The sequence below is a fragment of the Pseudomonas sp. MIACH genome (assembly GCF_001269925.1).
GTDB lineage: Bacteria > Pseudomonadota > Gammaproteobacteria > Pseudomonadales > Pseudomonadaceae > Aquipseudomonas.
Genome location: NZ_LHVO01000033.1, coordinates 1 through 26,026 on the forward strand (window position 1 = coordinate 1; position 26,026 = coordinate 26,026).

24 protein-coding genes and 1 pseudogene are annotated in these 26,026 nt (G+C 61.6%); 10 read left to right on the plus strand and 15 right to left on the minus strand.

Features of this window, described 5'->3' with window-relative positions; translation table 11 throughout:
* Positions 1-195 precede the first annotated feature (195 nt).
* From AD670_RS13165 to AD670_RS13180, 4 genes and pseudogenes are all read right to left on the minus strand, one after another.
* Positions 196-1,038: pseudogene (locus tag AD670_RS13165) on the minus strand (EamA family transporter); the annotation flags it as partial.
* Between the two features lie 97 nt (positions 1,039-1,135).
* The gene (locus AD670_RS13170; protein ID WP_053132683.1) at positions 1,136-1,795 is read right to left on the minus strand and encodes a M24 family metallopeptidase; all 660 of its coding nucleotides are present in this window, start codon (positions 1,793-1,795) and stop codon (positions 1,136-1,138) included.
* Positions 1,796-1,865: 70 nt separating this feature from the next.
* Positions 1,866-2,444, minus strand: a complete 579-nt coding sequence (locus AD670_RS13175; protein WP_053132685.1) for a DUF4337 domain-containing protein — start codon at positions 2,442-2,444, stop codon at positions 1,866-1,868.
* 55 nt (positions 2,445-2,499) lie between these two features.
* Complete coding sequence (locus tag AD670_RS13180; RefSeq protein ID WP_053132688.1) at positions 2,500-3,384, minus strand: LysR family transcriptional regulator; 885 nt, start codon at positions 3,382-3,384, stop codon at positions 2,500-2,502.
* Positions 3,385-3,479: 95 nt separating this feature from the next.
* Between AD670_RS13180 and AD670_RS13185 the strand changes: the two genes are divergently transcribed.
* Positions 3,480-4,463, plus strand: coding sequence for an SDR family oxidoreductase (locus tag AD670_RS13185; protein ID WP_053132691.1), 984 nt, complete (start codon positions 3,480-3,482; stop codon positions 4,461-4,463).
* Here AD670_RS13185 and AD670_RS13190 read toward each other — a convergent pair.
* Positions 4,435-4,806 (minus strand): DUF2784 domain-containing protein, encoded by a 372-nt coding sequence (locus AD670_RS13190; protein WP_053132694.1) that lies wholly within the window; start codon positions 4,804-4,806, stop codon positions 4,435-4,437. The genes AD670_RS13185 and AD670_RS13190 overlap by 29 nt on opposite strands.
* A 109-nt stretch (positions 4,807-4,915) precedes the next feature.
* On the opposite strand from AD670_RS13190, the gene AD670_RS13195 reads away from it, so the two are divergent.
* Positions 4,916-5,605: an HAD-IA family hydrolase gene (locus AD670_RS13195; protein WP_053132697.1), complete on the plus strand. Its 690-nt coding sequence runs from the start codon at positions 4,916-4,918 to the stop codon at positions 5,603-5,605.
* Between the two features lie 48 nt (positions 5,606-5,653).
* Here the strand turns inward: AD670_RS13195 and AD670_RS13200 are convergent, their stop codons facing one another.
* Positions 5,654-6,400 carry a 3-oxoacyl-ACP reductase family protein gene (locus AD670_RS13200; protein ID WP_053132699.1) on the minus strand — a complete coding sequence of 249 codons (747 nt, stop codon included), beginning with the start codon at positions 6,398-6,400 and terminating at the stop codon, positions 5,654-5,656.
* Positions 6,401-6,526: 126 nt separating this feature from the next.
* Here AD670_RS13200 and AD670_RS13205 point away from each other — a divergent pair, with 126 nt between their 5' ends.
* Complete coding sequence (locus AD670_RS13205; RefSeq protein WP_053132702.1) at positions 6,527-7,450, plus strand: LysR family transcriptional regulator; 924 nt, start codon at positions 6,527-6,529, stop codon at positions 7,448-7,450.
* A gap of 13 nt (positions 7,451-7,463) precedes the next feature.
* On the opposite strand, the gene AD670_RS13210 is transcribed toward AD670_RS13205, so the two are convergent.
* The 3 genes from AD670_RS13210 to AD670_RS13220 all read right to left on the minus strand — a co-directional run bounded on the left by AD670_RS13210 (position 7,464) and on the right by AD670_RS13220 (position 10,895).
* Positions 7,464-8,192 (minus strand): aspartate/glutamate racemase family protein, encoded by a 729-nt coding sequence (locus AD670_RS13210; protein ID WP_053132703.1) that lies wholly within the window; start codon positions 8,190-8,192, stop codon positions 7,464-7,466.
* A 13-nt stretch (positions 8,193-8,205) separates the two neighbouring features.
* Positions 8,206-9,735 (minus strand): NCS1 family nucleobase:cation symporter-1, encoded by a 1,530-nt coding sequence (locus tag AD670_RS13215; protein WP_053132706.1) that lies wholly within the window; start codon positions 9,733-9,735, stop codon positions 8,206-8,208.
* A gap of 425 nt (positions 9,736-10,160) precedes the next feature.
* Positions 10,161-10,895 (minus strand): phosphoadenylyl-sulfate reductase, encoded by a 735-nt coding sequence (locus AD670_RS13220; protein WP_053132710.1) that lies wholly within the window; start codon positions 10,893-10,895, stop codon positions 10,161-10,163.
* A 151-nt stretch (positions 10,896-11,046) separates the two neighbouring features.
* Between AD670_RS13220 and thrH the strand changes: the two genes are divergently transcribed.
* Positions 11,047-11,664 carry a bifunctional phosphoserine phosphatase/homoserine phosphotransferase ThrH gene (gene thrH / locus AD670_RS13225; RefSeq protein ID WP_053132712.1) on the plus strand — a complete coding sequence of 206 codons (618 nt, stop codon included), beginning with the start codon at positions 11,047-11,049 and terminating at the stop codon, positions 11,662-11,664.
* A gap of 139 nt (positions 11,665-11,803) precedes the next feature.
* Here thrH and AD670_RS13230 read toward each other — a convergent pair whose 3' ends face one another.
* From AD670_RS13230 to AD670_RS13255, 6 genes are all read right to left on the minus strand, one after another.
* The gene (locus AD670_RS13230; RefSeq protein WP_053132715.1) at positions 11,804-12,160 is read right to left on the minus strand and encodes a type II toxin-antitoxin system HigA family antitoxin; all 357 of its coding nucleotides are present in this window, start codon (positions 12,158-12,160) and stop codon (positions 11,804-11,806) included.
* Complete coding sequence (locus AD670_RS13235; RefSeq protein ID WP_053132719.1) at positions 12,160-12,462, minus strand: type II toxin-antitoxin system HigB family toxin; 303 nt, start codon at positions 12,460-12,462, stop codon at positions 12,160-12,162. Before AD670_RS13235 ends, AD670_RS13230 begins: the two co-directional genes overlap by 1 nt.
* A gap of 229 nt (positions 12,463-12,691) precedes the next feature.
* Entirely contained in the window at positions 12,692-14,035 is a 1,344-nt protein-coding gene (gene pabB, locus AD670_RS13240) for an aminodeoxychorismate synthase component I (protein ID WP_053132721.1), read from the minus strand.
* Between the two features lie 102 nt (positions 14,036-14,137).
* The gene (locus AD670_RS13245) at positions 14,138-15,124 is read right to left on the minus strand and encodes an alpha-L-glutamate ligase-like protein (RefSeq protein WP_053132723.1); all 987 of its coding nucleotides are present in this window, start codon (positions 15,122-15,124) and stop codon (positions 14,138-14,140) included.
* Positions 15,124-16,656: an inactive transglutaminase family protein gene (locus AD670_RS13250; RefSeq protein ID WP_053132728.1), complete on the minus strand. Its 1,533-nt coding sequence runs from the start codon at positions 16,654-16,656 to the stop codon at positions 15,124-15,126. The genes AD670_RS13245 and AD670_RS13250 overlap by 1 nt, the downstream gene beginning before the upstream one ends.
* 5 nt (positions 16,657-16,661) lie before the next feature.
* Complete coding sequence (locus AD670_RS13255) at positions 16,662-17,195, minus strand: ATP-dependent zinc protease (RefSeq protein ID WP_032887566.1); 534 nt, start codon at positions 17,193-17,195, stop codon at positions 16,662-16,664.
* Positions 17,196-17,466: 271 nt separating this feature from the next.
* On the opposite strand from AD670_RS13255, the gene AD670_RS13260 reads away from it, so the two are divergent.
* The 6 genes from AD670_RS13260 to prpD all read left to right on the plus strand — a co-directional run bounded on the left by AD670_RS13260 (position 17,467) and on the right by prpD (position 25,996).
* Positions 17,467-18,177 carry a GntR family transcriptional regulator gene (locus AD670_RS13260; RefSeq protein WP_053132732.1) on the plus strand — a complete coding sequence of 237 codons (711 nt, stop codon included), beginning with the start codon at positions 17,467-17,469 and terminating at the stop codon, positions 18,175-18,177.
* Positions 18,174-19,067: a methylisocitrate lyase gene (gene prpB / locus AD670_RS13265; protein ID WP_027603670.1), complete on the plus strand. Its 894-nt coding sequence runs from the start codon at positions 18,174-18,176 to the stop codon at positions 19,065-19,067. The genes AD670_RS13260 and prpB overlap by 4 nt, the downstream gene beginning before the upstream one ends.
* A gap of 42 nt (positions 19,068-19,109) precedes the next feature.
* A complete protein-coding gene (prpC, locus tag AD670_RS13270) occupies positions 19,110-20,237 on the plus strand; it encodes a 2-methylcitrate synthase (RefSeq protein ID WP_053132736.1) in 1,128 nt (375 codons plus the stop codon).
* Positions 20,238-20,446: 209 nt separating this feature from the next.
* Entirely contained in the window at positions 20,447-23,041 is a 2,595-nt protein-coding gene (gene acnD, locus AD670_RS13275; RefSeq protein WP_053132738.1) for a Fe/S-dependent 2-methylisocitrate dehydratase AcnD, read from the plus strand.
* Positions 23,042-23,052: 11 nt separating this feature from the next.
* Entirely contained in the window at positions 23,053-24,243 is a 1,191-nt protein-coding gene (prpF, locus tag AD670_RS13280; RefSeq protein WP_053133368.1) for a 2-methylaconitate cis-trans isomerase PrpF, read from the plus strand.
* 268 nt (positions 24,244-24,511) lie between these two features.
* Positions 24,512-25,996, plus strand: coding sequence for a 2-methylcitrate dehydratase (gene prpD / locus AD670_RS13285; RefSeq protein ID WP_053132740.1), 1,485 nt, complete (start codon positions 24,512-24,514; stop codon positions 25,994-25,996).
* The last annotated feature ends 30 nt before the right edge of the window (positions 25,997-26,026 follow it).

Genomic DNA, 26,026 nt, shown 5'->3' on the forward strand with positions numbered 1-26,026 from the left:
ATTCCTGTGGCGAGCGGGCTTGTCCCGCGTTGGGCTGCGCAGCAGCCCCAAAACCAGGCGCTGATTAGTGCCTGATACACCGTATACGTTTTCATCAGGGGCGCTTCGCACCCCAACGCGGGGCAAGCCCGCTCGCCACAGAGGGCCCCGTTTGCTGCGCGACAGCGCTACGTCGAAGAGGTAGTGGGGCCGCCCTCAATGCCTACGCCGATGATGCACATCCGGAAAATGCGCATGGCTGTGCCTCAGCGGACTGTGCACATGCACATGGCTATGGGGTTCCGCCGGATCCCACTCAAACCCGTGCTCATGCTGATGATGTTCATCATGCACATGCCGATGCCCGTGTTCCGTCGCGTCATGCTGATGATCATGGGCGTGCCGCTCCGTCAGGTGCAGCCAAACGCCCACGGCCATCAACGCCGATGCAATCCAGAAGGCGGCTGTCACTGACTCACCCAACATCAGCACCGCCATCGCGGCACCCAGGAACGGCGCGGTGGAAAAATAGGCGCCTGTGCGTGCACTGCCCAGTCCGCGCAACGCCAGCACGAACATCACCAGGCTGATGCCATAGCCCAGAAAACCCACCAGCAAGATAGGCGCCAGCTGCGCCATGCCCGGGATCTGCGCCCCGAGATAAAGCGCCAACCCGCCATTCACCAGCCCCGCAATCAACCCCTTGGCCCCGGCGATAAACAGCGCGTCCGACGCAGACACCTTGCGTGTCAGGTTGTTATCGATCCCCCAGCACAGGCATGCCACGGCAACCGCCAGCGGCCCCGTCCAGTCATGGCTCGTACCGCCGCCGTCGACCGCTGACAACACCACGCCGCCCAGCACGATGGCGATCATCCCCAGGACGATGCGACGGTCGGCGTTTTCCCTGAACACGACCCAGGCGGTGACGGCGGTCAGCACCGATTCAAGGTTGAGCATCAGGGAGGCGGTCGCGCCGGCGGTGCGGGTCAGGCCGAACATCAATGCGACTGGCCCTAGGATGCCGCCGAATGCGATGGCGCCGAGCAGCCAGGGCCATCCTCGAAAAGGTCGGCCCATGATACGTCGCGGGCTCAGGTTAAAGCGGGGGCGATTTTGGCAACGTCGGAGCGTTCCATTTCTGTCCCTTTAAAGGTCAGGCGAGCAAGTCTTCATAGAAGGCGCCATAGGGCTTGGTCGGGTGGGCGATCTGGATTTCCAGGATCCACAGCCCCGCATTCGGGTAGTGCTCGAAGTCACCCAGGTCGCCGCCGCGGTGGATGGCGTGGGGAAAGTCGCTGACGCGATGGCCCTTGATGTCCAGGTTCAGTTGCCAGCCCATGGCCTGGGCTTGTGCTTCGGCGTAGCGGTAAAGCTCCAGGCCGACGACCCGGTCGTCTATCCAGCGCGCTTGCACGCGGTCGAACAGTTCCTTGGCGGCGTTGGCGCAGGCGATCATGTCCGCGTCGTTGCCGGTGGCGAAGGTCGCGCCGGCGTCACCTTCGTGGCCTTGCCACACGGCGCCCATGTCGATGAAGAAGATGTCGTTGTCGCCCAGCACCGGGTCGCCATCGGAGCGTTGTTTGAAGGTCTTGAGGGTGTTGGCGCCGAAGCGCACCAGCAGCGGGTGCCAGATGCGTTGCATGTCGAGCTCGGCAAGCACTTGCTTGCCCAATTCGCGCGCTTCGGATTCCAGCATGCCGGGGCGGATGCGCTGGGCGAGGTGGGCGATGGCTTGCCAGGTCATGGCCTGGGCATAGCGCATGGATTCAATGCTGTAGGCGGCGCCCACGGCTTCTTTGGGTTGTGCGGACACCGGTATCTCCTTGGGTAGCGTTATGCGATTTACTATATAGCGATGAATGCAACGCGCCCAAGTAAAATTGCTAGATATGCAGCCACGCCAGGCTACCTAACACCACCGCCACACCCGCCGCCGCATAGGACATGCGCTTCAACCACTCCCTTCTCGTCAACAACGTAATCGCCGCCAGCGAAATCGCGATCTGAATCGCGGTCATCGCCTGGGCCCATCGATGATGCTGGTGCAGGGCCTGCTCGGATTTTTCATCCCATTGCTTCGAAGTTGCCTCCAGTTTCTCCGCCTGCTTGCGTACCTCTTCCTTCTGGCTTTTGTAGCGCTCGATCTCATCCTTGTAATGCGCGGCATCCACACCGGGAATATGGGTCGCCAGTTCCGCCAGGTTCTGCCGGCTGGACTTGGCCTGGTAGTAGTTCCACTGGTTGGCGGCTTCGGTCTTGATGATGGCCGCGTTGTTCTTGTCCATCGCCGCCTCGCTCTCGGTGGAGCCGGCCTGGTAGCTGAGCATGGCGCCGAGGGTGGCCATCAGTGCGGTCATGACGGCGATGCGACTGGCGAAATTGTCCCCACGGCCGTGGGCATGTTCGGTGGTGTGTTCAAGGTGTTTTTCGTGAGGGCTGGGGACTTCGAAGGCTTCGGACATGGGGCGCGCCGGTGAAGGGACTGAGGGAGTCTGATTCTTCACCAGTGAAGCTGTCTCAATCCTGTACGTAACGCTGCAAACCCTGCACCAGGGCGTCGAACATCACTCGGCAGCGCGGGCTGTTGCGCAGGTCTTCGTGCATGGTGACCCAGGTGTCCATCTTGAACGCAAAGGCATCCGGCAGAACGCGCTGCAGGCGTGGGTCGCGCTTGGCCAGTTGCACCTGGCAGCCGCCAATGCCGGCACCGGCGCGAATCAGCGCCAGTTGTGCCAGGTCGCTGTCGCTGCTGAGGGCAAACGCACTGCGCTCGAAGCCCGGGATAGCGAGGCTGCGGATGAACGCGGTTTCCTGGTCGAAGCCGATCACCGAGTGTGCCGCCAGGTCTTGCAGTTGCTGCGGGATACCGTGCTGTTGCAGGTAGTCGTCGCGGGCGTGCAAGCCCACTTCGATCAGGCCGATACGCCGTGCCAGCAGTTGTTCCTGGCTCGGGCGGACCATGCGCACGGCGATGTCGGCTTCGAGTTGCAGCAGGTCGCTCAGGCGGTTGGTCAGGATCAGTTCGACCTTGAGGTGGGGATGTTGCTGGCGCAATTGGCTGAGGATCGGCGGCAGTACCTCAACACCGACCACTTCACTGGCAGACACCCGCACGACGCCGCGTACTTCATCGCCCTGTGACGAGGCGGCGCGCTCAAGGGCGGCGGCGGTACGCGCCATGGTTTCGGCGTGGGCGCGCAGCGTGTGGGCGACCGCCGTCGGCAACAAACCGGTCGGTGAGCGGGTAAACAGCACAACGCCCAGCGCGGTTTCCAGGGCGGCAATATGCCGACCGACCGTGGGCTGTGTGATGCCGAGCTGCCGTGCGGCCCCCGACAACGAGCCCTCCTTGAGTACACCGAGGAAGGTTCGGTAAAGCTCCCAACCGATAGTCAATACCATGCATAAATGTATAGCGGCTGGACGCTCTTGGGTAATTTATCTATAGCGTGCCGACGCTCAGGATGACCCCATCAACTCAGTGCGGGAGGCAGGGCATGGACAAGGTATTGGTACTCGGCGCGAGCGGTGGGATCGGCGGTGAAGTGGCACGCCAGTTATTCGCCAAAGGGTGGCAGGTCATAGCGCTGACGCGGGATGTGGAAACGGCCCGCCGCCACAGCCGCGATTTCACCTGGGTACAGGGTGACGCGATGAACCGTTCGGATGTGCTCGCGGCGGCCAAAGGGTGTTCAGTGATCGTGCACGGAGTGAACCCGCCTGGTTATCGTCGCTGGGCCGAGCTGGTGTTGCCGATGCTGGATAACAGCATTGCCGCGGCAATCGCCGAAGGGGCGACCATTGTGTTGCCGGGAACCGTCTATAACTATGGGCCAGACGCTTTCCCACAGGTCGGCGAAGATTCGCCACAGCACCCGCACACGCGCAAAGGTGCGATTCGCGTCGAGATGGAACAGCACCTGCTGGACGCATCGCGTAACGGTGCACGGGTGCTGATTGTGCGGGCCGGGGATTTTTTCGGCCCCAAGGCGGCCAACAGCTGGTTTTCCCAAGGCTTGGTCAAACCGGGCAAACCGGTGGGCACGGTGAGTTACCCGGGCGCGCCGGGTATGGCGCACCAGTGGGCCTACCTGCCGGACGTGGCACGCACGATGGTCCAGTTGCTGGAGCGTCGCGAAAGCCTGGAACCGTTTGCGCGTTTTCATATGGCCGGGTATGTGGACACCGATGGCACCCAGATGGTTGAGGCCATCCGCCGAGTCGTCCAACGCAGGACGGGCACCACACCCCGCGTAGGCGCTTTCCCCTGGTGGCTGCTGAAGCTGGCTGCGCCTTTTGTCGTCACCTTCCGCGAACTGCAGGAGATGCGTTACCTGTGGCAAACCCCACTGCTCCTGGACAACAACCGGCTCCTGCAAACCCTGGGCAGTGAACCCCATACGCCGCTGGATGAGGCGGTGGAGGCCACGCTGCTCGGCATGGGCAACCTGTCTAATGCGGCAAACCCCGCGGCTGCCTGATCAAGCGCACATACACCGCGATATTGATCGCCAGCACCAACGCGCCCAGGCCCAGTTGGATCTGTGGCGTCAGCCCGGCCGGGTAGATCAGCGTGAGGATGTAGTGCTCGATAAACCCACCGCCATAACCGTCCTGCCCGGCGAGGTGGCGAAACAGGTTTTCCCAACGGGTCAGCGGGCAGGGCAGGTGGAATACTTCTACCGCCACGCCCCACGCAGCGGCAGGCAGGTGCAGCCAGATAACCGGGCGCCATTTCAGGGCCAGCAGCCCACCAAACAGTACGAACAGGATGAAACACAGGTGGAACAGCACGAGGCTGTCTGCGGCTAGACGATAGAGCATTGCGCGCGCTTCGAAAGGAGGGGGCGCACAGTCTAAAGGGTTGCTAGCGGGCAAGCGTGGCCGTTATTGTGCTGAATCCTTTTAGTCCTTCCTCCAGGGTTTTGTAGCGATGAATGCACCGCGTACCGCAGTCGGTCCGATCAAGGCCGTGATTTTCGATATGGACGGGTTGTTGCTGGATACGGAAGGCATCTACACCGAAGTCACGCAGATCATCGCTGAACGCTACGGCCGAACCTACGACTGGGGCATCAAGCAGCACATCATCGGGCGCGGTGCCCAGGATTTGGCCGACTATGTGGTCAAGGCGCTGGACCTGCCGATTACCCCGGCTGAATTCCTCGAAATTCGCGAACCGCTGATGAGCGAGCGCTTTCCCAAGGCCTTGGGCATGCCTGGCGCGGAAGCGCTGGTGCGGCACTTGAAGGCGCACAACATTCCGATTGCCGTGGGTACCAGTTCGTCGCGCAATTCGTTTGGCCACAAGACCACCTTGCACCGCGAGTGGTTTGGTTTGTTCGACACCATCGTCACCGCTGACGACCCGGAAGTCGGCGCCGCCAAGCCGGCGCCGGACATCTTCCTCACCGCTGCACGCCGCCTGGGCGTTGCCCCGGAAGATTGCCTGGTGTTCGAGGATTCGCCGTTTGGTGTAACGGCTGCGAAGGCCGCCCATATGACCGCGATCGCCGTCCCTGATGAAGCCATGGCCGACAGCAAGTACCAGCATGCCGACCAGATCATCCGCAAGCTTGCGGACTTCGACCTGGCGGCCTATGGACTGCCCCCCATCTCCTGAACCAACAAGGTCAACATGTGGGAGGGGGCAAGCCGCTCCCACATTGGGTTATGCGCTGAAGCCACCATCGATAGTCAGGCTGGCACCGGTGATATACCCCGCTTCCGGCCCGGCCAGATACGCCACGAAACTGGCAATCTCTTCCACGTGCCCGTAACGCCCCACCGCCATCAACCCGATCAGGCTCTCGGCAAAATCACTGTTTGCCGGGTTCATATCGGTGTCCACCGGCCCAGGTTGCACGTTGTTGATGGTGATGCCGCGCGGCCCCAGGTCCCGCGCCAAACCCTTGGTCAAACCGACCAGCGCCGCCTTGCTCATCGCGTACGGGCCACCACCGCCAAACGGCATGCGTTCGGCATTGGTGCTGCCGATGTTGATCACCCGGCCACCTTCACCCATATGCTTGGCGGCTTCCTGGGTGGCGATAAACACGCTGCGCACGTTGATCGCCAAAGTCTGGTCGAAGTCTTCCAGCTTGAAGTCTTCCAGCGGAGCGATGGCCAGCACGCCGGCGTTATTCACCAGGATGTCCAGGCGGCCAAAGGCTTCCACGGTGGCGTTGACGGCGTTGCGGATCGCAGTGGCATCGGCGCTGTCGGCGTGAATCGCCAAGGCTTTGCCGCCGTCACTGATCACGCTGTTCTGCAAGGCTTCAGCCTTGGCGGCCGAGCTGACGTAGGTGAAGGCGACGGCTGCGCCCTGTGCGGCCAGGCGCTTGACGATGGCGGCGCCGATACCGCGGGAACCGCCTTGGATCAAGGCGACTTTGCCGCTGAGGTTGTGTGTGGTCATGTCGATCTCCGAGTCGTTCAAGGCGCAATGCCCTGTTGTGGGAGCCGAGTATCGACCTCGCTCGCCGCTGCCGGTAGACCGTGATTGCTATAGTCTGTGTAAACCAAAAGTTTAGAGTGGGGCGTTATGGAAAGCTTTGGCAGTATCGAATGCTTTGTGCGAAGCGCTGAAGGCGGCAGCTTTGCCGAGGCGGCCCGGCACCTGAGCCTGACCCCGGCGGCGGTCGGCAAAAGCGTCGCCAAGCTGGAGGTGCGCCTCGGCGTGCGGCTGTTCCAGCGCAGCACCCGGCGTCTGGCGCTGACCGAAGCCGGCAAGTTGTTCCTGGCCGAAGTCAGCGGCAGCCTCACCACCATCCAGAATGCCGTGGCCAACCTGGCCAGCGCCGAAGGTCGGCCGGTGGGCACACTCAAGGTCAGCATGGGCACGGTGTTTGGCAATCGTTATGTGGTGCCGTTGCTCGGGACGTTCATGGGGCGCTTTCCGGATATCAGCCCGGACTGGCATTTCGATAACCGCCAGGTGGACCTGATCGGCCAAGGCTTCGATGCCGCCATCGGCGGCGGTTTTGAGCTGCCCCAAGGCGTGGTGGCGCGCAAGTTGACGCCGGCGCATCGGGTGCTGGTGGCTTCACCGGCTTACCTGGCGCAACGCCCACCGGTGCGCGAGCCCGAAGACTTGTCGCGCTGCAAGGGCATCCTGATCCGCTCGCCGCAAACCGGGCGTATTCGTTCCTGGCAGTTGACCAGTGTCGAACGTGAACACCGCCCGCTGGTGCTCAAGCCCGGCATGACCATGAGCGACTCCGAAGCCGCCTGCTGCGCCAGTGCCCAAGGCCTGGGGATTGCGCTGGTGAGCATGCCCATGGCCGTGCCGTTCCTCGACAGCGGCGAGGTGGTAAGGGTGTTGCCCGACTGGTACGTCGACGACGGCAATATTTCCATCTACTACGCCGAGCACAAACTGCTGCCCGGCAAGACCCGGGCGTTTGTGGATTTCATCATCGAGCAGTTTGCCGAGAAGAAGCTGGGCCAGAGGTTCAGCGCAATCTGAAACCAGGCGCAGATCAGCGGCCGAACCGAGTTGGCCAGCCAATCACCTGCTTCGGTCGAGGCGTCGCGTAAGTCCGGATCTTCGACGTCGACAACCCCAGCCGCACCAGGGATTCGGCGATGGTCACCGCCGCCGTCACCCCATCCACCACCGGCACCCCGGTGCGCTGGCGAATCTGCTCATCCAGCCCGGCCATGCCGCCGCAACCCAGGCAGATCACTTCGGCTTTGTCCTCGCGGATAGCCAGTTCCGCCTGGCGCACGATGGCTTCCATGGCGGCCAGCGGGTCTTCTTCCAACTCCAGCACCGCCATGCCGCTGGCGCGCACCGAGGCACAGCGCTGGTACAGGCCGGCGAGTTTCAGGCGGTCTTCGATCAGCGGCACCGTGCGGTCCAGGGTCGTCACCACTGAATACGCATGGCCGAGGAACATCGCCGTGCTGGCGGCCGCTTCGGTGATGTCCACCACCGGTACGTTCAGCAATTCCTGCAAGCCTTCACGGCCGTGCTCGCCGTAGCCGGCCTGGATCACCGCATCGAACGGTTGGTCGTAAGCCATTACCCGGTCCATCACGGCGATGGCGGCCAGGTAGCTCTCAAAATTGCCCTCCACCGATTCCGCGCCGAAGTACGGGGTAAGCCCGACAATCTCAGTGCCTGGCGAGGCCACGGCCCGCGCTTGCTGGGCGATGGTTTCAGTGATGGATTCGGTGGTGTTGACGTTGACCACGAGGATACGCATGGAAGGTCCTTACTCAGTGACTGACGTTATCGACGGCAATGCTTTCGCCGCTGACATCGGCGTAGAACGGCTGGCGCTTGGCGATCAGCAGGTACAGCAACCCTGCAATACCGGCGCCAAACAACCAGGAAAACGGCGAGACGCTGGCAAATCCCGGCAACAGCGCCAGCAGGATGGCGATCACGGCTGCAGGAATAAACGCCGCCACTGCACGCATATTCACCCCTCGGCTGTAGTAATAAACGCCATTTGGGTCTTCGCTATACAGCTGCGGCACGTCCACCTGGCTTTTACGAATCAGCCAGTAATCGACCATGATCACCCCGTACAGCGGCCCCAGCAGTGCGCCCAGGCCGGAGAGGAAATACACGATCACCAGCGGGCTGTTGTAGAGGTTCCACGGCAGGATCAGCACGGCCACGGTGGCGCTGATCAGGCCGGCGCGGCGGAAGTTCAGGTACTTGGGCGCCAGGTTGCTTAGCACAAAGGCCGGCGCGACGAAGTTGGCCATGATGTTTACCGCCACTGTGACGATCAGGAACGCCAGGCAGCCCAGCACGAGAAAGAAGGTATTGGGGATGGCGGCGATGATTTCGGTCGGGCTTTCGATCACCCGGCCATTGAGTTGGAACTGGCCGCCGCAGAGCAGCACGGTGATTGCGGCAAACACCAGGATATTCACCGGCAAGCCCCAGAAGTTGCCGACCAGGATGGTCTTGCGGCACGGCGAAGAGCGGGCGAAGTCGCAGAAGTTGAGGATCAGCGTGCCGTAGATCGCCAGCCACAACGCGCCACCGGCAAAGATATTGCGCCACATCTCGCCGCCGCTCAGCGGTTCGCGGATCGACCAGGCAATGTTGCCGCCGGCCTGGAAGTACATCCAACCGGCCAGCGACGCCACAGTCAGCAAAATCACCGGCCCGGCGAAGCCTTCATAACGGCGCACCATCTCCATGCCATAGGCCAGGATCACCAGTTGCACGAACCAGATCGCCACAAAACACGCCCAACCCAGGGTGGATAACCCCAGGATCGAGTTGTGGTCATAGTCGGCAAAGCCTGGATGAATCGCCGTCAGCAGTACGCGGAAAACTACCGAGGCGAGGTAGGTCTGGATACCAAACCAGGCAATCGCGATCACGGCGCGGATCAACGCCGGAATCTGCGCACCGTGAATGCCGAAACTGATGCGGCTGATCACCGGAAACGGCACGCCGGTCTTTTGGCCCATATACCCCGACAGGTTCATGAAGAAGTACACCAGCGCCGCGCCGATCCCGAGGGACAACAGGATCTGCCAGCCGCCCAGGCCCAGCGCATACAGGCCGATGGCGAACGAATAGTTGGCGATGTTGTGCACGTCATTGGTCCACAGCGCGAAGATGCTGTAGCGCCCCCAACGTCGGCCTTCGACCTTGGTGGGCGCCAGGTCCTTGTTGTGCAGGCGTGGGCTGAGCACCAAGGGGCCGGGGCTCGTGGCGTCTGGGTTCAGGGCGGAGGAGGGCAGATCCAGTGCGATGTTATTCGAGAGGCTTGTACGCATTCCGGCAGGCTCCAGCACATCTGCCGGGAAGCCGCAGATGGCAAAGTGTATGTAGGTTTTGTATTTATTGTATACAAAGCACATTCCACCTTAAGCCACATGCGTGCCAGTTTTGGATCTATGAAAGTCCTGGGTAATTTCGTTTTTATAGGTCGGTTAAATAACTGACTGAATTTGAAGAAATATAAATTGACCGATTGAACAGCTATTTATTTTTGGGTTGTCAGCGTGCGATTCACCAGGCCAACCGAGGGGAGGGGAGAGGTGTTACGTTATGGTGCGGCTGAAGAGAAATTGCACACATAAATGGCACCGATGGTTACATCTATGTGTACATCTCTAACATTCAGCACAAGACAAAATGTGGGAGGGGGCAAGTCGAATCGTCGCACCGCCCCTCCCAAATTTTTTAATCGCGTCCGCCATTAGGCCTTGCTGATGATATTCCCGGCATGCAGCCCGCATTCCTTCTGGGTGGCTTCCTCCCACCACCAACGACCTTCGCGCTCGTGCTGGTTCGGCAGCACAGGACGGGTGCACGGCTCGCACCCGATGCTGATAAAGCCGCGCTCATGCAGGCTGTTGTACGGCAATTCCAGCATGCGGATGTAACCCCAGATCTCTTCGCTGGTCATCTGCGCCAGCGGGTTGAATTTGTACAGGGTTCGCTCCGGGGTGGAGAAGGCCGTGTCGATTTCCAGCGCCGCCACCTGGCTGCGGGTGCCGGGGCTCTGGTCGCGGCGTTGGCCGGTGGCCCAGGCGCTGACGTCGGAAAGCTTGCGGCGCAGCGGCTCGATCTTGCGCACGCCGCAGCATTCGCCATGGCCGTCCTTGTAGAAGCTGAACAGGCCTTTCTCCTTGACGAAGGGTTCCAGCTTGCTCTGGTCCGGGGAGATCAGTTCGATATCGATCTTGTAGAAATCGCGCACCTGCTCGATAAACCGGTAGGTCTCCGGGTGCAGGCGGCCGGTGTCGAGGCTGAACACCTTGACGTTCTTGTTCAGCTTCCAGGCCATGTCCACCAGCACCACATCCTCGGCGCCGCTGAAGGAAATCCACAGGTCATCACCGAACTGGCTGAACGCCAGCTTGAGAATGTCCTGGGCAGACTTGTTGGCATAAGTCGTGGCGAGTTCAACGACGTCGAAGGCTTGGTTCATCAGGACGGTTCCTACAGGTCAGTGGCGCTGAGCGCTCTATAGGGGAGCGATGGTATCAAAATCCGCTCTGCGTTGCGGCGGCGGGCTTGAATCGCTAGAGTTCGGCAGTCCTTTTGCTCGCTCAACCAACAACATCTAATGGGAGTGTCTTGTGGAAATTGCCTGTCTCGACCTGGAAGGGGTGCTGGTGCCGGAAATCTGGATCGCCTTCGCCGAAAAAACCGGTATTGAATCCCTGCGGGCCACCACCCGGGACATTCCCGACTACGACGTGCTGATGAAGCAGCGCCTGCGCATCCTCGACGAACACGGGCTCAAGCTCGCCGACATCCAGGAAGTGATCGCCACCCTCAAACCGCTGGACGGCGCCATCGAGTTCGTCAATTGGCTGCGCGAGCGCTTCCAGGTGGTGATCCTGTCCGACACCTTCTACGAATTCTCCCAGCCGCTGATGCGCCAACTGGGCTTCCCGACCTTGCTGTGCCACCGCCTCATCACCGACGAAAACGACCGCGTGGTCAGCTACCAACTGCGCCAGAAAGACCCCAAGCGCCAGTCAGTATTGGCGTTCAAGACCCTCTACTACCGCGTGATCGCCGCAGGCGACTCCTACAACGACACCACCATGTTGGGCGAGGCCGACCGTGGGATTCTGTTCCATGCGCCGGAAAATGTGATTCGCGAATTCCCGCAGTTTCCGGCGGTGCATACGTTTGAAGATTTGAAGAAAGAGTTCATCAGGGCGTCGAATCGGCAGTTGAGCCTGTAATTTCTTTCGGTCCGGCTGAGGGCCCTATCGGGAGCAAGCCCCCTCCCACATTCGACACCATTCCAACAGATAAACGAGGTCGAATGTGGGAGGGGGCTTGCTCCCGATGGGGAAGGTAGCGCCACTACCAATGTTCCTGTCAGTCCCCTGCAAGCAACCGCTCATAGGGAATACTCAAGCCTTCATGCAGCCGCTTGATCATCGACAGGCTCAGCTTGCGCTTGTGGTTCAGCACTTCGGATACACGTCCGCTGGTGCCGATAAATGGCTCCAGGTCGCGGGCAGTCATGCCCAGTTGCTCCATGCGAAATTTAATGGCTTCCACCGGATCAGAAGGTGGCATTGGGTAATGTTCGGCTTCGTACTTCTCAATGAGTACTGCAAGAATTTCCAGCTCATCGCCTTCAGTCGAGCCGATGTCCGCTCCCCAGAGCTGCTGCACCCGCGCGAGTGCCGCAGTGAGGTCTTCCTGGGAGTGTATGGGTTTGATGTTCATTACACGGTCTCCGCATTGATCTGGTCGTACTGCGCATGAGTCCCTACGAACCGTATGAACCCAAGCTGTCGCTGGTAATCGATCGCCATGATCACTCGATATTTGTTGCCGCCCACGTTGAATACAACCCTGCCACCTTTGAGAATGCTCGCGGTCCTGAGCGCTGCCTTGAGTGCTTGTGGCGTTGGGTAAATGGCCTTTTCCATATGGCGATACAATTCAATAAGCGGTGCCTTTGCATCGATATAGGCGGGTTGGCTTTCCCAGAATATTCGTAAGGTCGAGAGGGCGATTATCCGCATCGCTGCAATCTCCCAATTTGGGAGATGATAGGCGCGGTTGAGAGGGGGTGCAATCTCGGAAATATTTCCTGACGGGTAGGCAGTCGCTTCATGTGATCCTTCACAGACGGCGGGTGGACGGTTGAAGCCGGACGCTATCTTCCAACGTTCAACTACGTCTACTGCGGTTCTGATTCAGGTTTTTTCTACTGCTCGGCGCTGCGTCTGAGAGCCAGGAAGGCACTGCGCGCTACAGGCTTTCCAGCGTTTGTAACAACACCCGCACCTTCGTCAGCGACTCCTGGTACTCCGCCTCCCACTGCGAATCCGCCACGATCCCACCGCCGCCCCAACAGCACACCTGGCCATCCTTGACCAGCAAACTGCGGATGGCGATGGAGCTGTCCATCTCGCCGCGCACATCCAGGTACACCAGCGAACCGCAGTACAGCCCACGGCGTGTGGGCTCCAGTTCGTCGATGATCTGCATCGCGCGGATCTTCGGGGCGCCGGTGATCGAGCCACCAGGGAAGCTGCCGGCGATCAGGTCGAGGGCGTCTTTATCGTCGGCCAACTCGCCGGTCACGCTGCTGACCAGGTGATGCACATTGGGGTAGCTTTCCAGGCTGAACAGTTCCGGCACGTTTACCGAGCCGATGCGGCAGGTGCGGCCGAGGTCGTTGCGCAGCAGGTCGACGATCATCAGGTTCTCGGCGCGGTCCTTGGGGCTGGCCAGCAGCTCGGCTGCATGGGCGGCGTCTTCTTCCGGCGTGAGGCCGCGGGGGCGGGTGCCTTTGATCGGGCGGGTTTCGACGTGGCGCTCGCTGATGTGCACGAAACGCTCCGGCGACAGGCTCAGTACCGCGCCGTCGTCCGGCAGGCTCTGGAACCCGGAAAATGGCGTCGGGCAGGCTTCGCGCAGGGCGCAATAGGCGGCCCAGGGATCACCGATGCATGGTGCGCGAAAACGCTGGGCGAAGTTGACCTGGTAGCAGTCGCCGGCCTGGATGTAATCCTGGATACGCACGATGGCCTGGCGGTAGGCCTCGGCGCTGAGGTCGGGCGCCATCGGGCCCTGGAGTTTGAACGGCGCAGAGGTGTCGACAGCCCCATGGCTGAACAACGCGATCAGTCGTTGCCGTTCGCTATCTGCCAGCGTGGGATGAAACACCAGCTGGCTGGCCTGCGCCTGGTGGTCACTGATCAGCGCCCAGGCATACAGCCCAAAGCGCGCGTCCGGCAGGTGCAGGTCATCCACCGCCAAGTGCGGCATGTGTTCCAGGTGCCGGCCGAAGTCGTAGCTCAGGTAGCCGATCAAGCCGCCGGCGAACGGCAACTGCAAACCGGAGGGAATTGCGGCTTCACCCAATCGCGTCAGGTTTTCCCGTAAGCGATGCAGGAAAGCAGCGCCGCTTTCGTCAGGCGCTACCGTCAACGTCGCTTCAGGCCAGGCGCTGAGCAGGTCGTAACGCCCACGCTCGGCGGCCGGGCGGCCGCTGTCGAGCAGCACCGCGCCGGGAGCATGGCGAATCGCCGCAAAATACTCGGCGGGGTTGGCCCGGTAGGGCAATGGGTGTACGGAGCAGGTCAACATGCGGGGTTGGATCAGCTAATGGCGCGGGAGGAGGGGGATTGTAGTCCCCTGTAGGATTTGCTCCTAGAGGGGATGTCGGGGATAGACAGTTTGAAGGCAGGGTCAGCCTTCCACGGGCGGAATATGCCCGAACATCTCCTGCACAAACTTCACCCGCTCTTCTGGGGTTTCCGTCACGCCGGCGGCTTTCAGGTCTTCCAGTCGCGCCTCCACCGCATGGGTGCGCAGGGTCAGGCCGCAGTCGTTGGCGATCTGGATATTGAGCCCCGGCCGCGCATTCAGCTCCAGGATCAGCGGGCCTTTTTCCTGGTCGAGCACCATGTCCACGCCGATATACCCCAGCCCGCAGAGCTCGTAGCAGCCGGCCGCGAGCTTCATGAAACCGTCCCAGTTGGGCAGTTGCACGCCATCCACCGCGTTGGTGGTGTCGGGGTGTTTGGTGATGATGTTGTTCAGCCAGGTGCCGCGCAGGGTCAGGCCGGTGGCGAGGTCGACGCCCACGCCAATCGCGCCCTGGTGCAGGTTGGCCTTGCCGCCCGACTGGCGGGTGGGCAAGCGCAGCATCGCCATCACCGGGTAGCCCATCAGCACGATGATGCGAATATCCGGCACGCCCTCGTAACTGATGCTCTTGAAGATCTGGTCGGGCACCACGCGGTATTCGATCAGCGCGCGGTCGCGGTGACCACCCAGGGAATACAGGCCGGTGAGGATGCTGGAAATCTGATGTTCGATCTCTTCATGGCTGATGATCTTGCCGGACACTGTGCGATAGCGCCCCTCAAAACGGTCCGCCACCACCAGGATACCGTCGCCGCCGGCGCCCTGGGCCGGTTTGATCACGAAATCGCTGCGCCCGCCAATGATCTCGTCGAGCTTGTCGATTTCCTTCTCGGTGGAGATCACCCCGTACATTTCCGGCACATGGATGCCGGCGGCGATGGCCCGTTCCTTGGTGATGATCTTGTCATCCACGATCGGATACAGGCTGCGCTTGTTGTACTTGAGCACGTAGTCGGCATTGCGCCGGTTGATGCCCATGATCCCCCGCGCTTCCAGGGCCTTCCAGGTCTTCCAGAAGCCGAACATTACGAGTCAGCCTTGAGAAAGGCCTTGAACCGCACCAGCTCGGTCAGGCGGTAGCCGCGATAGCGACCCATCGCCAGCATGAAGCCCACCAGGATCAACAGGATCGCCGGGAAGGTGAACACAAAGTAGATCAGCTCCGGCACGCTCATGATGATGTGTGCCAGGGACGCGGCGAACAGCGTACCAATCGCCACCTTGAGCGCATGGCTGGCGCCGCGCTCTTCCCAGGTGATCGACAGGCGTTCGATGGTCATGGTCAAAATCACCATCGGGAACAGCGCCACCGACAGCCCGCGCTCCAGCCCCAGCTTGTGGCTGAACAGGCTGATGGCCGCGATCAGCACCACCACGAAGGTCAGCACCACCGACAACCTCGGCAGCATCTGCAACTTCAAGTGTTCCAGGTACGACCTGAGGGACAGGCCCAGCGCCGTGATAATTGTAAACAGCACAATCCCGAAGCCCAGTTGCGTCTCGCGGAACGCCAGGGCAATCAGCACCGGGGTAAAGGTGCCCAGGGTCTGCAGGCCGATCAGGTTGCGCAGGATCAGGATCACCAGCACGCCAATCGGGATCATCACCATGATCATGAAGGTCTGCTGGGTTTGCAGCGGCAGGCCGTACAGCGAGTATTCGAGGAAGTTGGCGTCGGTATTCTCGTCGGTCAGCTTGGCCAGGCGAATCGCGTTCATTTCGCTGTTGTTCAGGCTGAAGGTGACCATGGCTTTCTTGCCGCCATCGACGGTGATCAGGTTTTCATCGCCGGTCCACCACAGCAGGCGGTCGGCGGGCAGGCCCTGTTCGCCGGTCTCGGGGTTGAAGTACAGCCAGTCGTTGCCATTGAAGCTGCGCAGCCACAGTTCCGGGCTTTGCGGCTGGTCGGCCACCAGGCGGATGGTGTGGACCTTTTCCACCGGCACGTGGGCGATGGACAGCAGCAACTCGACGATCTTGGCCTTGTGCGGCGTGGACGGATCGCCCGCCAGCAACAGCTTCACATTGTCGTCGTTGAGGTTGTTGGTGCGCTTGATGGCTTCGGTGATGAAGGTCTCGACGTCGGCCGAATGCTGGCGGATCGGCGCCAGCAGGGCTTCGGCGGCGATTTTTTCCGGACCTTCCACGGCAATACTGTCGCGGAACGTCGGGCCCTTGATCTTGGTTTTTTCGCCGCTGTAGCGCTTGGTCAGCACCAGGCGGTAATACAGGGTCTGGTTGCCCTTGGCGCGGCGTGCTGACCAGGTGACCTTGCGGTTGCCGTCGATGCGGTTGACGCTCACCCCGTAGTTGTTCGAGATAAAGCTCTCATTAAGGCTGACAAAGTCGCGGCTCAAGGGCGGCACGAACATCTGGATCTTCACCGGGTCTTTCGGGTTGGCGACGAACTCGACCTTGGCGTCGATGTTCCACAAGTCGTCGGTGGCGTCCTCGGTGACAGGAATGCCCAGCACGAAGATCTGATAGGCGGTGACCGAAATACCCAACACCACCAGGATGGCGATCAGGATTCTCAGGTGCAGGGTTAGAGAGCGCATTCGGTTTACTCGGCGGTATGAGCGTCGGCGGCGCAGGCAGGTTTGCCTGCTGCGTATTTAAGACTGGGGTCGACCAGCGCATCAAAGCGTTTCAACGCTTCGGAGCCGATCAGCAGCGGGTATTGGAAAGCGCTGCGGTCAGTCAAGTTCACTTCGATGCTGCGTAAAGCGGTGCCCATGCAGATATCCAGGGCAATCACTGGACGGGCGGTGTAGTTCTTGTCCTCATCGGGATCGTAGTCACCGGCGCGACGCTTGATCTTGCTGACGCGGGCCAGGGGCCGTTCGATGGGGTGGGAATGGGCGGTGTCGATGGCCAGGTAGAAGCGCACCCAGGATTCGCCGTTGCGCTTGAAGCGCTTGATGTCGCGGGCGCTGAGAGAGGCGGTCTTGGCGCCGGTGTCGAGTTTGGCTGCGACTTCAAGGTCGATGCCGGCCAATTGTGCGTATTCGTTGAGGCCATACACGGTCTTCTCGGCGGCAACGCCAAGGCCGGGGATGAACAGTAGGCAAAACAGGGGGAAGGGCTTGAGTCTCATAGATCCTGAGGCGGTGCAGTGCGATGTTCAATTCAAGGCGACTGGCATTGCTGCGCAAACTCCCTCGTGCGCCGTTTCATCAAGCGATGTCAGGCAAATGCGGCGGCATTCTAACATGATGCTTTTTTGGCGCCAGCGCTGGCAGGCGGCCATGCCCCGAGAGAGTGCAGTGAGGGTTATTAGACGATTGTCGACAATGTTGATTTATTCTTTGACTATTACGCCTTGATTGACTAGTTTTTGCCACATTGGTTTTTAAGGTGTCGACAATATGCTGGTTCAGCCAGATGCTCCGATAATCGCGTCGGACGAATCCCAAACGATGTCCGAGAACGTTTTCCGACGTATCCAGGCCGCCATCGTCAAGGGTGAGATCGCCCCCGGCAGCAAGATCTCCGAGCCGGAGCTGGCCCGCACCTACGGCATCAGCCGCGGTCCGTTGCGTGAGGCGATCCACCGCCTCGAAGGCCAGCGCCTGCTGGTGCGCGTGCCCCATGTGGGCGCCCGGGTCGTGTCCCTGAGCCACGCTGAGCTGATCGAGCTCTATGAAATCCGCGAGTCTCTGGAAGGCATGGCCTGCCGCCTGGCCGCCGAGCGCATGACCGATGTGGAAATCGAGGAGCTGCGCCAGGTGCTGCACACCCATGAGCGCGACGAAGCGTTCCAGGCGGGCCTCGGCTACTACCAGCAGGAAGGCGACTTCGATTTTCATTACCGGATAATTCAAGGCGCCGGCAACCGCACCCTGACCCAAATGCTCTGCGGCGAGCTGTACCAACTGGTGCGCATGTACCGCATCCAGTTCTCCGCCACCCCCAATCGTCCACGCCAGGCCTTTGCCGAGCATCACCGCATTCTTGATGCGATTGCCGATCGCGACGGTGAACTGGCCGAGTTGTTGATGCGCCGGCATATCGGTGCTTCCAAACGCAACATTGCCCGTCATTTCCCCGGCGGCGCCCCTGATAGAGGTGAGTCATGAGTTCGAACAATAAAAGCACACCCGGCCAGCGTTTCCGTGATGCGGTCGCCAGCGAACACCCCTTGCAGGTGGTCGGTGCGATCAACGCCAACCACGCGCTGTTGGCCAAGCGCGCCGGCTTCAAGGCGATCTACCTGTCGGGCGGCGGCGTGGCGGCCGGTTCCCTCGGCGTGCCGGACCTGGGCATCACCGGCCTGGACGACGTACTCACTGACGTGCGCCGCATCACCGACGTCTGCGACCTGCCGCTGCTGGTGGACGTGGACACCGGTTTCGGTTCCTCGGCGTTCAACGTCGCGCGTACGGTCAAATCAATGATCAAGTTCGGCGCCGCCGCCATCCATATCGAAGACCAGGTCGGCGCCAAGCGCTGCGGCCATCGTCCGAACAAAGAGATCGTGTCCCAGCAGGAAATGGTCGACCGCATCAAGGCCGCCGTGGACGCGCGCACCGATGACAGCTTCGTGATCATGGCGCGTACCGATGCCCTGGCCGTCGAAGGCCTGGAGTCCGCCCTGGAGCGTGCCGCCGCCTGCATCGAAGCCGGCGCCGACATGGTGTTCCCGGAAGCCATTACTGAACTGGAGATGTACAAACTGTTCGCCGCCCGTGTGAAAGCGCCGATCCTGGCCAACATCACCGAGTTCGGCGCGACGCCGCTGTACACCACCGAACAGTTGAAATCTGCCGATGTTTCCATCGTGCTGTACCCGCTCTCGGCCTTCCGCGCCATGAACAAGGCCGCCGAGAACGTCTACACCGCGATCCGTCGCGACGGCACCCAACAGAACGTGATCGACACCATGCAAACCCGCATGGAGCTCTACGATCGCATCGACTACCACACCTTCGAGCAGAAGCTTGACGCGCTGTTCGCCGCGAAAAAGTGACGAACACGCCTCCCTGAATAACGACAAAATTGGAGAAAAACCATGGCTGAAGCAAAAGTATTGAGTGGCGCCGGACTGCGTGGCCAGGTCGCCGGGCAGACCGCACTGTCCACCGTGGGCCAGGCCGGTGCCGGCTTGACCTACCGTGGCTACGATGTGCGCGAACTGGCCGCCGACGCGCAGTTTGAAGAAGTCGCTTATCTGCTGCTGTACGGCGAACTGCCGACCCAGGCCGAACTGGCTGCCTACAGCGCCAAGCTGAGCAAATTGCGCGACCTGCCGCAGGCGCTGAAAGAAGTGCTCGAACGCATCCCCGCCGACGCCCACCCGATGGACGTGATGCGCACCGGTTGCTCGTTCCTCGGCAATATCGAGCCGGAAAAAGACTTCAGCGTGCAACGCGACGTGACCGATCGCCTGCTCGCCGCGTTCCCGGCGATCATGTGCTACTGGTACCGCTTCAGCCACGACGGCAAGCGCATTGACTGCGTGACCGACGAGCCGAGCATCGGCGGCCACTTCCTGCACCTGCTGCACGGCAAGAAGCCGAGCGAGCTGCATGAAAAAGTCATGAACGTGTCGTTGATCCTCTACGCCGAGCACGAGTTCAACGCCTCGACGTTCACCGCGCGGGTGTGTGCCTCGACCCTGTCCGACCTGTATTCCTGCGTCACCGCCGCCATCGGCTCCCTGCGCGGCCCGCTGCACGGCGGCGCCAACGAAGCGGCGATGGAAATGATCGAGCGTTTCGGCTCGGCAGAGGAAGCCGTCGAAGGCACCCTCGGCATGCTGGCGCGCAAGGACAAGATCATGGGCTTCGGCCACGCGATCTACAAAGACAATGATCCGCGTAATGAAGTGATCAAGGGCTGGTCGAAAAAACTCGCTGACGAAGTGGGCGACACCGTGTTGTTCCCGGTCTCCGAAGCCATCGACAAGACCATGTGGGAACAGAAAAAACTGTTCCCCAACGCCGACTTCTACCATGCCTCGGCGTACCACTTCATGGGCATTCCGACCAAGCTGTTCACGCCGATCTTCGTCTGCTCGCGGCTTACCGGCTGGGCCGCGCATGTGTTCGAACAGCGCGCCAACAACCGCATCATCCGTCCAAGCGCCGAGTACACCGGCGTCGAACAGCGCAAGTTCGTGCCAATCGAACGTCGCTGAAGACCGACGATCCCTGGACTGGAATGAGGTCAAAGTGTGGGAGGGGGCTTGCCCCCGATGGTGGTGTGTCATTCAAACCTATAGCAACTGATACACCGCCATCGGGAGCAAGTCGAATCGTCGCACCGCCCCTCCCACATTTGAATCGCATTTCAATTCTGGATCGGCCCAGGTCTTCCTTTTGCAATCACCGTGACCGAGTCCTGACGATGAACACTGAATTTCGCAAACCGCTCCCCGGCAGCCGCCTGGATTACTTCGACGCCCGCGCGGCTGTCGATGCAATCAGCCCCGGCGCCTACGCCACATTGCCCTATACCTCTCGTGTGCTCGCCGAGAACCTGGTGCGCCGCTGCGACCCGGCCACCCTCAATGCTTCCCTGAGCCAACTGATCGAACGCAAGCGCGACCTCGACTTCCCGTGGTTCCCGGCCCGTGTGGTGTGCCACGACATCCTCGGCCAGACCGCGCTGGTCGACCTCGCCGGCCTGCGTGACGCCATCGCCCTGCAAGGCGGCGACCCGGCCCAGGTCAACCCGGTGGTCCCGACCCAGTTGATCGTCGACCACTCCCTGGCCGTCGAAGCCGGCGGTTTCGACCCGGACGCGTTCGAGAAAAACCGCGCCATCGAAGACCGTCGCAACGAAGACCGCTTCCACTTTATCGAGTGGACCAAAAAGGCCTTCAAGAACGTCGACGTGATCCCGCCGGGCAACGGCATCATGCACCAGATCAACCTGGAGAAAATGTCCCCGGTGATCCAGGTGCGTGACGGCGTGGCCTTCCCCGATACCTGCGTCGGCACCGACAGCCACACCCCCCATGTCGATGCCCTGGGCGTGATCGCCATTGGCGTCGGTGGCCTGGAAGCCGAGAGCGTCATGCTGGGCCGCGCCTCGTGGATGCGCCTGCCGGAAAGCGTCGGCGTCGAACTGACCGGCAAGCTGCTGCCAGGCATCACCGCCACCGACATGGTGCTGGCCCTGACCGAGTTCCTGCGGCAACAGAAAGTCGTTGGTGCGTGGCTGGAGTTCTTCGGTGAAGGCGCGTCGAAACTGACCCTCGGCGACCGCGCGACCATCTCCAACATGGCCCCGGAATACGGCGCCACGGCGGCCATGTTTTATATCGACCAGCAGACCATCGCCTACCTGAAACTCACCGGCCGCGAAGACGAACAAGTCACCCTGGTCGAGCAATACGCCCGTCATACCGGCCTGTGGGCAGACGACCTTAAAGGTGCGCAATACGAGCGTGGCCTCACCTTCGACCTGTCCAGCGTCGTGCGCAACATGGCTGGCCCGAGCAACCCGCACGCCCGCGTCGCCACCCGCGACCTGGCTGCCAAGGGCATCTCCGGCCAGTGGGATGACGTGCCGGGGCAAATGCCCGACGGCGCGGTGATCATCGCCGCCATCACCAGTTGCACCAACACCAGTAACCCGCGCAACGTGATCGCCGCCGGGCTGCTGGCGCGCAACGCCAACAAGCTTGGGTTGACGCGCAAGCCGTGGGTCAAGTCGTCCCTGGCACCGGGTTCGAAAACCGTGGCCATGTACCTGGAAGAAGCCGGCCTGGGCCATGAGTTGGAAAAGCTCGGCTTTGGCGTGGTGGCGTTTGCCTGCACCACTTGCAACGGCATGTCCGGCGCCCTCGACCCGGTGATCCAGCAAGAGATCATCGACCGCGACCTGTACGCTACCGCCGTGCTCTCGGGTAACCGTAACTTCGACGGGCGTATCCACCCGTACGCCAAGCAGGCGTTCCTGGCTTCGCCGCCGCTGGTGGTGGCCTATGCGATTGCCGGCACCATCCGTTTCGACATCGAGAAGGACGTGCTCGGCCTCGACACCGACGGCAAGGAAATCCGCCTGCAGGACATCTGGCCGAGCGACGAAGAAATCGACGCGGTGGTCAAGGCCTCGGTCAAGCCGGAGCAGTTCCGCGCGGTGTATATCCCGATGTTCGCGATCCACGAAGACACCGGCCCGAAAGTCGCGCCGTTGTACGACTGGCGCCCGCAGAGCACCTATATCCGTCGCCCACCGTACTGGGAAGGCGCGCTGGCTGGTGCGCGGCCGCTCAAGGGCATGCGCCCGCTGGCGGTGCTGCCGGACAACATCACCACCGATCACCTGTCGCCGTCCAACGCGATCATGCTCGACAGCGCCGCCGGCGAATACCTGGCGAAAATGGGCCTGCCGGAAGTCGACTTCAACTCCTACGCCACCCACCGTGGCGACCACCTGACCGCGCAGCGCGCGACGTTCGCCAACCCGAAACTGTTCAACGAAATGGTGCGGGAGAACGGCAAGGTCAAGCAGGGCTCCCTGGCGCGGATCGAGCCGGAAGGCCAGGTCACGCGGATGTGGGAAGCCATCGAAACCTACATGGAGCGCAAGCAGCCGCTGATCATTATTGCCGGCGCCGACTACGGCCAGGGCTCGTCCCGCGACTGGGCCGCCAAGGGCGTACGCCTGGCGGGTGTGGAAGCGATTGCCGCCGAAGGTTTTGAGCGCATCCACCGCACCAACCTGGTGGGTATGGGCGTGTTGCCGCTGGAGTTCCTGCCGGGCACCGACCGTCACACCTTGCAGATTGATGGCAGCGAAACCTACGACGTGATCGGCCAACGCACCCCGCGTGCGCAGCTGACGCTGGTGATCAATCGCAAGGATGGCGAACGTGTCGAGGTGCCGGTGACGTGCCGCCTGGACACTGCCGAAGAAGTGTCGATCTACGAGGCCGGCGGCGTATTGCAACGGTTTGCCCAGGATTTCCTGGAATCGGCCACCACCGCCTGAAGGGGATGACCATGGCACACGCAGCGCAAATCAAGATCCCCGCCACCTATATGCGTGGCGGCACCAGCAAGGGCGTATTTTTCCGCCTCCAGGACCTGCCCGAGTCGGCGCAGGTGCCGGGCGCGGCGCGGGATGCCTTGCTGCTACGGGTGATCGGCAGCCCCGATCCCTACGACAAGCAAATCGACGGCATGGGCGGCGCCACATCGAGCACCAGCAAAACCGTGATTCTCGCCAAAAGCACCCGTGCCGATCACGACGTGGACTACCTGTTTGGCCAGGTCGCCATCGACAAACCCTTTGTCGACTGGAGTGGCAACTGCGGCAACCTGTCGGCGGCGGTGGGTTCGTTCGCCATCAGCGCGGGGCTGGTCGATCCGGCCCGCGTGCCCCAAAACGGCGTGGCGGTGGTGCGGGTCTGGCAGGCGAATATCGGCAAGACCATCATCGCCCACGTGCCGATCACCGATGGGGCGGTACAGGAAACCGGCGACTTCGAGCTGGACGGCGTGACCTTCCCGGCAGCCGAAGTGCAGCTGGAATTCATGGGCCCGGCGGCAGAAGAAGAGGGCGGCGGCGGCTCGATGTTCCCCACCGGCAACCTGGTCGACGACCTGGAAGTGCCGGGTGTCGGCACCTTCAAGGCCACGCTGATCAACGCCGGTATCCCGACGATTTTCATCAATGCCGAAGACCTCGGTTACACCGGCACCGAGCTGCAAGGCGCGATCAACAGCGACCCCAAGGCCCTGGCGATGTTCGAGACCGTACGGGCCTATGGCGCGTTGCGCATGGGGCTGATCAAAAACCTCGACGAAGCCGCCCAGCGCCAGCACACGCCGAAGGTGGCGTTTGTGGCCCAGCCTGCGGATTACGTAGCGTCCAGTGGCAAGTCGATCAAGGCCGGCGATGTGGATTTGCTGGTGCGTGCCCTGTCCATGGGCAAGCTGCACCACGCGATGATGGGCACGGCGGCGGTGGCGATCGGCACGGCGGCGGCGATTTCGGGGACCTTGGTCAACCTCGCTGCGGGCGGTATTGAACGCAATGCCGTGCGCTTCGGGCATCCGTCCGGCACCTTGCGCGTGGGCGCCGAGGCCACCCAGGTGAACGGTGAATGGGTGGTGAAGAAAGCCATTATGAGTCGCAGTGCACGGGTGTTGATGGAAGGTTTCGTCCGCGTACCCGGCGACGCCTTCTAAAACCCTGCACAGATCCAATGTGGGAGGAGGCTTTTTGTAGGAGCGAGCTCGCTCGCGAAAAACTCACAGGCGCCGCGTTCATTCAGGAGGCACGCGTTATCGTTGACGTTTTTCGCGAGCAAGCTCGCTCCTACAGGAGGCGATGTGAACTGGCATTAGGGTAAGCCCCTCCCACAGAGGATCTCTATTCCAAAAGGCAGGCATCCAAGATCTGCTTCCCGTAACCGTTAGCCCGAGGATTGACCCCACCCCTTTTTGGAGATCTGCCATGAGCACCAACGTCGACCAGAACAACCGCCCCGACTACGACCAGGTCCTGCAGGACATTGCCGACTACGTCCTCAACTACCGCATCGACTCCCAAGCCGCCCTCGACACCGCCCGCAACTGTCTGATGGACACGTTGGGTTGCGGCCTGCTGGCCCTGCGCTTCCCCGAGTGCACCAAGCACCTGGGGCCGATTGTCGAGGGCACGGTGGTGCCGTTCGGTGCGCGTGTGCCGGGCACGTCGTTTCGCCTGGACCCGGTCAAGGCGGCCTGGGACATCGGTTGCATCGTGCGCTGGCTCGACTACAACGACACCTGGCTCGCTGCCGAATGGGGGCATCCCTCGGATAACCTCGGCGGGATCCTTGCCGTGGCGGATCACCTGTCGCAAAAGCGCGTGGCCAATGGCGACGCACCGCTGACGGTGCGCGCGGTGCTGGACGCGATGATCATGGCCCACGAAATCCAGGGGGTGATTGCCCTGGAAAACTCGTTCAACCGCGTCGGCCTCGACCATGTGCTGTTGGTGAAAGTCGCCTCCACGGCGGTTACCGCCAAACTGATGGGCGCCAACCGCGAACAGTTGCTGTCGGCGTTGTCTCACGCCTTCGTCGATGGCCAGGCCTTGCGCACTTACCGGCATGCGCCGAATGCCGGCTCGCGCAAGTCATGGGCGGCGGGGGATGCGTCGAGTCGCGGCGTACGCCTGGCGGACATCGCCCTGCGCGGCGAAATGGGCATCCCCGGTGTGCTGAGCGCGCCGCAATGGGGCTTCTACGATGTGCTGTTCAGCCACACCAACAACGACCTGGCGCTCAAGCCCGAGGACAAGCGCGGGTTCAGCCTGTCCCAGCCGTACGGCACCTACGTGATGGAAAACGTGCTGTTCAAGATCAGCTTCCCCGCCGAGTTCCACGCGCAAACCGCCTGTGAAGCCGCGGTGACCTTGCATCCGTTGGTCAAGGATCGCCTGCACGACATCGAGCGCATCGTGATCACCACCCATGAGTCGGCGATTCGCATCATCTCCAAGGTCGGGCCACTGGCCAACGCGGCCGACCGCGACCATTGCCTGCAATATATGACCGCCGTGCCCCTGGCATTCGGCAACCTGGTGGCCGAGCAGTACGAGGATGATTTTCACGCTGCTCACCCGATCATCGACGAACTGCGCGACAAGATGGTCATCGTCGAGGACCCGCGCTACAGCCGTGAATACCTGGAAGCCGACAAGCGTTCCATCGCCAACGCGGTGCAGGTGTTCTTCAAGGATGGCTCCAGCACCGGGCAAGTGGCGGTGGAATACCCCATCGGTCATCGCCGTCGTCGAGTGGAGGGTATTCCAATGCTGGAAGACAAGTTCAAGGCCAACCTGGCCACGCGTTTTACCGCGCAGCGCAGTGCCGAGATTTTTGCCTTGTGCAAGGATCAGGCGAAGCTGGAGGCGACGCCGGTCAATCGTTTCGTGGACCTGTTCGTGATCTGAGACACCTTGCAAACCCCATGTGGGAGGGGC

Coding starts and splice junctions, on each gene's coding strand:
- AD670_RS13175 (WP_053132685.1), bottom strand. CDS start 2,444: ATGTCCGAAGCCTTCGAAGTCCCCAGCCCTCACGAAAAACACCTTGAA.
- AD670_RS13180 (WP_053132688.1), bottom strand. CDS start 3,384: ATGGTATTGACTATCGGTTGGGAGCTTTACCGAACCTTCCTCGGTGTA.
- AD670_RS13185 (WP_053132691.1), top strand. CDS start 3,480: ATGGACAAGGTATTGGTACTCGGCGCGAGCGGTGGGATCGGCGGTGAA.
- AD670_RS13190 (WP_053132694.1), bottom strand. CDS start 4,806: ATGCTCTATCGTCTAGCCGCAGACAGCCTCGTGCTGTTCCACCTGTGT.
- AD670_RS13195 (WP_053132697.1), top strand. CDS start 4,916: ATGAATGCACCGCGTACCGCAGTCGGTCCGATCAAGGCCGTGATTTTC.
- AD670_RS13200 (WP_053132699.1), bottom strand. CDS start 6,400: ATGACCACACACAACCTCAGCGGCAAAGTCGCCTTGATCCAAGGCGGT.
- AD670_RS13205 (WP_053132702.1), top strand. CDS start 6,527: ATGGAAAGCTTTGGCAGTATCGAATGCTTTGTGCGAAGCGCTGAAGGC.
- AD670_RS13210 (WP_053132703.1), bottom strand. CDS start 8,192: ATGCGTATCCTCGTGGTCAACGTCAACACCACCGAATCCATCACTGAA.
- AD670_RS13215 (WP_053132706.1), bottom strand. CDS start 9,735: ATGCGTACAAGCCTCTCGAATAACATCGCACTGGATCTGCCCTCCTCC.
- AD670_RS13220 (WP_053132710.1), bottom strand. CDS start 10,895: ATGAACCAAGCCTTCGACGTCGTTGAACTCGCCACGACTTATGCCAAC.
- AD670_RS13230 (WP_053132715.1), bottom strand. CDS start 12,160: ATGAACATCAAACCCATACACTCCCAGGAAGACCTCACTGCGGCACTC.
- AD670_RS13235 (WP_053132719.1), bottom strand. CDS start 12,462: ATGCGGATAATCGCCCTCTCGACCTTACGAATATTCTGGGAAAGCCAA.
- pabB (WP_053132721.1), bottom strand. CDS start 14,035: ATGTTGACCTGCTCCGTACACCCATTGCCCTACCGGGCCAACCCCGCC.
- AD670_RS13245 (WP_053132723.1), bottom strand. CDS start 15,124: ATGTTCGGCTTCTGGAAGACCTGGAAGGCCCTGGAAGCGCGGGGGATC.
- AD670_RS13250 (WP_053132728.1), bottom strand. CDS start 16,656: ATGCGCTCTCTAACCCTGCACCTGAGAATCCTGATCGCCATCCTGGTG.
- AD670_RS13255 (WP_032887566.1), bottom strand. CDS start 17,195: ATGAGACTCAAGCCCTTCCCCCTGTTTTGCCTACTGTTCATCCCCGGC.
- AD670_RS13260 (WP_053132732.1), top strand. CDS start 17,467: ATGCTGGTTCAGCCAGATGCTCCGATAATCGCGTCGGACGAATCCCAA.
- prpB (WP_027603670.1), top strand. CDS start 18,174: ATGAGTTCGAACAATAAAAGCACACCCGGCCAGCGTTTCCGTGATGCG.
- prpC (WP_053132736.1), top strand. CDS start 19,110: ATGGCTGAAGCAAAAGTATTGAGTGGCGCCGGACTGCGTGGCCAGGTC.
- acnD (WP_053132738.1), top strand. CDS start 20,447: ATGAACACTGAATTTCGCAAACCGCTCCCCGGCAGCCGCCTGGATTAC.
- prpF (WP_053133368.1), top strand. CDS start 23,053: ATGGCACACGCAGCGCAAATCAAGATCCCCGCCACCTATATGCGTGGC.
- prpD (WP_053132740.1), top strand. CDS start 24,512: ATGAGCACCAACGTCGACCAGAACAACCGCCCCGACTACGACCAGGTC.